The sequence below is a fragment of the Sphingomonas sp. genome (genome assembly GCF_048594985.1).
Classification (GTDB): domain Bacteria; phylum Pseudomonadota; class Alphaproteobacteria; order Sphingomonadales; family Sphingomonadaceae; genus Sphingomonas_I.
This window is the reverse complement of the sequence record NZ_JBMDXG010000221.1, coordinates 1-5,639: the sequence shown is the minus strand read 5'-3', so window position 1 is coordinate 5,639 and position 5,639 is coordinate 1. Positions and strand designations below refer to the sequence as shown.

Annotated in this window: 3 protein-coding genes and 1 pseudogene; 3 read left to right on the top strand and 1 reads right to left on the bottom strand. The window is 69.9% G+C overall.

Features of this window, described 5'->3' with window-relative positions; all coding sequences use genetic code 11:
- The 3 genes and pseudogenes from ACOJSF_RS08650 to ACOJSF_RS08640 form a co-directional block, all read left to right on the top strand.
- Positions 1-459 (top strand): annotated as a pseudogene (locus ACOJSF_RS08650) (AcrB/AcrD/AcrF family protein); the annotation flags it as partial.
- Positions 460-506: 47 nt separating this feature from the next.
- Positions 507-2,549 (top strand): S9 family peptidase, encoded by a 2,043-nt coding sequence (locus ACOJSF_RS08645; protein WP_420141809.1) that lies wholly within the window; start codon positions 507-509, stop codon positions 2,547-2,549.
- A gap of 81 nt (positions 2,550-2,630) precedes the next feature.
- The gene (locus ACOJSF_RS08640) at positions 2,631-4,721 is read left to right on the top strand and encodes a TonB-dependent receptor (RefSeq protein WP_420141808.1); all 2,091 of its coding nucleotides are present in this window, start codon (positions 2,631-2,633) and stop codon (positions 4,719-4,721) included.
- Here ACOJSF_RS08640 and ACOJSF_RS08635 read toward each other — a convergent pair.
- Positions 4,699-5,639: glycine betaine ABC transporter substrate-binding protein (locus ACOJSF_RS08635; RefSeq protein WP_420141807.1), on the bottom strand; the 941-nt coding region annotated here is incomplete at its 5' end. The two genes, ACOJSF_RS08640 and ACOJSF_RS08635, sit on opposite strands and share 23 nt — an antisense overlap.

The following is a 5,639-nucleotide window of genomic DNA, read 5'->3' as shown; positions in this document are numbered from 1 at the left end:
TTCGCCGGCTTCATCACGCGCCGCGTGCCCGAGGTGAAGTCGCAGCGGCGCCAGCAGGTCGACAAGGCCAATCGCCGCTGCCCGACGCTTCCCGCGCTGCGCCCGATCGGCAAATTGCCGCCCGCGACCTTTTTGACCTTCAACGATCTGGGCCCGCGCCTGATCGCGACGACGCGTCACAGCGCGATCTCCGGCCCCTATCACCGCGCCGGGGCCGACATCCTCGACACGCAGCACGCCTTCCGCGCGGCGGACCCGGAGGTCGCGCACGAAATCATGCGGCGGCATGGCGCGACGATGCTGCTGATCTGCCCCGGCACGTCCGAATCGACCGTCTATGCGAGCGAGGCGCCCAAGGGCCTGTACGTCCAGCTCGCGCATGGTCGCGTGCCGGCCTGGCTCGCGCCGGTAGCGCTGCCCGAAGGTTCGCCATACCGGCTCTGGCGACGGCTGGACTGACCGCCCGCCTGCTTCCACGCGGCGGAAACGCGTTCTAAGCGCGGGGCATGACCGATCTTCCCCCGCCGCCCGTCGCGGCGACCCGCCCGCACAGGTTCACCCACCATGGCGTCACGATCGAGGATCCGTGGGCGTGGCTGAAGGACCCGGCCTATCCGAACGTCGGCGACGCGGACGTGCTGTCCTACCTGCACGAGGAGAATGCCTATTTCGATGCGGCGATGGCGCCGCATCGCCCGCTGGTCGACACCCTGTTCGAGGAGATGAGGGCCCGGGTGAAGCAGGACGATTCGTCGGTCCCGCAGAAGGACGGCGACTGGCTCTACTGGTGGGCTTACGAGGAAGGCGGACAATATCCGCGCTGGTGGCGCCGCCCGGTCGCGGGGGGCATGGACCAGCTGATCCTCGACGAGCCGGCCGAGGCGGCGGGCAAGGACTATTTCCGCGTCGGCGCGGTCGCGGTCAGCCCAGACGGGCGGCTGCTCGCGTGGAGCGCGGACGACAGCGGGGCCGAGCGCTATACGTTGCGCATCCGCGACCTTGCGACCGGCGCGGACATCGCGACGGTCAGCACGCGCGTCAACGGCGGCGTGGCGTGGAGCGCGGGCTCCGACGCGATCGCCTATACCGAGGTCAACGACAATTGGCGCAGTTACCGTGCCTTGCTCCACCGGTTGGGCCAAAGTGGCGACGCGGTGCTGTACGAGGAGGCGGACGAGGGCTTCCGCGTCGCCGTGGGCGGCACGCGCGACCGGCAGTGGATCGAGATCGCGACCGGCGACAACCAGACGAGCGAGGTGCGGCTGATCCCCGCCGCCGATCCCGCGGCCGAACCGATCCTGGTCAGCCCGCGTCAGGTGAAGCGCCAGTATAGCGTCGATTCGGCGCACGGGTCGCTTTGGATCCTGACCAACGACACGCACGTCAATTTCCGCATCGTCCGCGCCGATCCCGCCCGGCCGGATGCGTGGGAGGAGGTCGTGGCCGGATCGGACCGCGTCTATCTGACCGGGATCGCCGCCTTCGCCCGCCACCTGATGATCGCCGCGCGCGAAGAGGGGCTCGACCAGATCGTGCTGCGCGGATGGGACGGCGCGGAACGGCGCGTCGCCTTTCCCGAGGCGAGCTACAGCGCGGGCGCATCGACCAATCCCGAATTCGACCCGCCGGCCTATCGCCTGACCTATTCGTCGATGGTGACGCCGCTCACCGTCTATGATTGCGATCCCGACAGCCTCGCGCTGACCACGCTCAAGGTGCAGGAGGTGCCGTCGGGCTACGACCCGTCGCGCTACGCGACCGAGCGGCTGACCGTCACGGCGCGCGACGGGGCGAAGGTGCCGGTGTCGGTGGTCTATCCGGTCGGCTTCCCGCGCGACGGATCGGGCAAGCTGTTCCTCTACGCCTACGGCGCCTATGGCCATGCCATCCCGCCCAGTTTCTCGGCGGCGCGGCTGAGCCTGCTCGATCGCGGCTGGGCCTTCGCCATCGCGCATATCCGGGGCGGCGACGATCTCGGCTACGACTGGTACCTGCAGGGCAAGGCGGAGGCGCGCTGGAACACGTTCCGTGACTTCGTCGATGCGGCGAAGGGGCTGGTCGACGCCGGCTTCACGCGGCCCGGCAACATCGCCATCAACGGCGGATCGGCCGGCGGCGAGCTGATGGGCGTGGTCGCCAACACCGATCCCGATCTGTGGGGCGCGGTGGTGGCCGACGTGCCGTTCGTCGACGTGCTCAACACGATGCTCGACGCCGAACTGCCGCTGACCCCCGGCGAGTGGCCCGAATGGGGCAATCCGATCACCGACGAGGCGGCGTTCGACCTGATCCGGTCCTACAGCCCCTACGACAATGTCGGGGCCAAGGCCTATCCGCCGATGCTGATCACCGGCGGGCTCAACGATCCGCGCGTCACCTATTGGGAGCCGGCCAAGTGGGCGGCGCGGCTGCGCGCGACCAAGACCGACGACAATATCCTGCTGCTCAAGATCAACATGGGCGCGGGCCATGGCGGCAAATCGGGCCGGTTCGAAGCGCTGCACGAGCGCGCGGAAGCCTATGCCTTCGTCCTGACGCAGATGACCTGACGCCTGCAGAATGCGACGAACCGTGTCACCTCGCGTGAGATTATACGTTGTGATAGTATATCATTCCGCTACCACAGCGGAATGACCGTATCGTCCACGCTCCGCTTCGCCATGGCCCTGCCGCTTGCCGGCGGCGCCGTTATCGCCCCGCCCGCTTTGGCCGACGCCCCGCCGGCCCCGAATGAGGTGGTGGTCACCGCGCCGCTCGCCCGCACGCGCGAGGACGTGATCGCGGGAATCTCGGTGGTCGGCGGGATCGATCTGGCGCGCGATCGCCGCGCGACCGTGGCCGATACGCTCGCGCACGTGCCGGGCGTCTCCTCCACCTCGTTCGGGCCGAACGCCTCGCGCCCGATCCTGCGCGGTCAGCAGGGCGCGCGTGTGCGCGTGCTGACCGACGGCGTCGGCAGCTTCGACGTTTCGACCACCAGCGTCGACCATGCGGTGATCATCAACCCATTGCTGGCGGAGCGGATCGAGGTGGTGCGCGGGCCATCCGCCCTGCTCTACGGTTCGGAGGCGATCGGCGGCGTCGTGAACGTCGTCGATACGCGCATCCCGCGCACGGTGCCGGAGAATGGCGCGCGGATCGCCGGGGAAGGCACCTATGGCAGCGCCGCCAACGAACGATCGGGCGCGGCCGCCGCCGACGTGGCGGTGAGCGACCGGATCGTGCTCCACGCCGACGGCAGCTACCTGAAGAGCGGAGACCTGCGCATCGGCGGGCACGCGCTCACGCCGGCCTTGCGCGCACAGGCGCTTCAGTCTGCGGCCGATGGGGCGAGCGACGACGAGATCGACTTCGCCGCCAATGCCGGCGTGCGCCGCAAGCTTCCCAACACCCAGGCGCGCACCTGGAATGCCGGGATTGGCGGCGCGGTGGTGACCGACACCGGGCATTTCGGCGTCGCCTACAGCCATTATGACAGCCTGTACGGCATCCCCCTCCGCTACGCGACCGCCCCCGGCCAGGAGCAGGAAGCCCCGCGCCTCGACGTCAGGCAGGACCGGATCGATGCGCGGGCCGAATTCGATACCGGCGGCGATGTGCTGGAAAAGATCCGCTTCCGCTTCGGCGGCGCGCGCTACCGCCATTACGAGCTGGAAGAGGATGGCGAGATCGGCACCGCTTTCTACGCGAGGGGCATGGAGGGCCGCGTCGAGCTGATCCAGGCGCAGCATGGCCGCTGGCGCGGCGTGACGGGCGCGCAAGTCCTGTCGCGCGATACCAACACGATCGGCGAAGAGGCGTTCGTGCCCCGCACCAGCACCAATTCGGCGGGCATCTTCACGCTCCAGCAGCTCGATTACGGCAGGTTCAAGTTCGAGGCGGGCGGACGCTACGAACATGTCGCGGCGAGCGCGCTGCCGATCGACGGGCAGGACCAGTTCGTCAGCACGCGGCGCGGGTTCGACGCCATTTCGGGCTCGCTCGGTGCGTCGGTCGTGCTCGCCGAAGGCTGGCGCGCGGGCGTCAACCTGTCGCACAGCGAGCGCGCGCCTTCGGTCGAGGAGCTCTACGCCAACGGGCCGCACGCCGGCACGCAGTCGTTCGAAGTCGGCCTGCCCGACCTGCGCAAAGAGCGCGCCAACGGGGTCGAGGCGGTGCTGCACGGTCACGGCGACCGCTACGACATCGAAGCGGCGGTCTATTACAACCGCTTCACCAACTATATCGATTCGTTCGCCACCGGCGAGGAGGAGGACGGGCTGCCCGTCTTCCAGACGCGTCAGGGCAAGGCGCGCTATTACGGGTTCGAAGTGTCGGGTTCGTACACGCTCGCGCGGATCGGCGAGACCAGCATCCTCGCCAACGGGCTGGCGGACTATGTCCACGCCACGGTGCTGGGCGTCGGCCCCGCGCCGCGCATCCCGCCGCTCCGCCTGCTCGGCGGGATCGAGGCGCGCGGCGGGCGCGTGTTCGGCCAGGCCGAGGTGGAATGGACCGCCAAGCAGGATCGCGTCACCGATTTCGAGACCGAGACGAACGGCTTCACCACCGTCAACGCCTCTATCGGGATCCATCCGATCGCCGACAACCGCAACTTCAGCCTGATCCTGTCGGGCAACAACCTGTTCGACGTGGTCGCCCGCCGCCATGCGAGCTACCTGAAGGATTATGCCCCGCTCGCCGGGCGCGACATCCGCGTCACCGCGCGCTTCGCGATCTGATCGCGCGGTCGAGCCAGCGCGCCGCCGCGTCTGGGCTGGCCTTGTCCGCGTCGCGATCGACCATCAGGTTGGCGCGGCGCATCGCGTCGACCGGGATCGCGTCGACCAGCGGGCCGAGCGCGTGGATGAAGCGCCCGTCCCGGGCGTGCGCGGGCGAGGCAAGCAGGATCGCGTCGTAGCGCGGGATCGCGCCGCGCGGATCGCGCAGGACAACGAGCTTGTCCGCCGCGATCCGCCCGTCCGACGAGAAGGCCGAGATCACGTCGACCTGCCCGCTCGCCAGCGCGCGGTACATGAAGGTCGGGCTGTAGGCGCGCGTGGCGCCGAAGCGCAGGCCGTAGGCGGCGCGCAGCGCGCGCCATTCGGGCCGGTCGAGGAATTCGAGGTCCGCGCCCAGCGTCATCGCCCCGGCGCGATCGGCCAGCGCGCCGATCGTCGCGATCCGCGCGTCGCGGCGTACCGCGAGCGCATAGGCGTTTTCGAAGCCGAGCGGACCGACCAGCCGCCCGCCCGGCCCGTCCTTCAGCCAGCGCCCGATCCCGCGTAGCATCGCCGCGCGCGGCACGCTGCGCGTCTCGTGCATGGGGCCCGTCCACAGCGTCCCCGCATATTCGACATAGACGTCGATCTCGCCACCCGTCAGCGCCCGCAGGGCAACGGCGGAGCCCAGCCCCTCGCGATAGCGCACCCGATAGCCGGCCCGCTCGAGCTGGAGGCCGATCAACCGCGCGAGAATATACTGCTCGGAAAAGTTCTTGGCGCCGATCGTCACGGTCGGCGCCGGCGGGCGGAGCAGCGGCGTCGCGGCCGCCAGCACCGCGACCGCGAGCAGCACGGCCCCGGCGCCGACGCGCCGCGGCTCGCGCGCGGCCAGCCCAAGTTGGATCAGCCCGAGCAGCGCGGCGGCCGCCAGCGCGA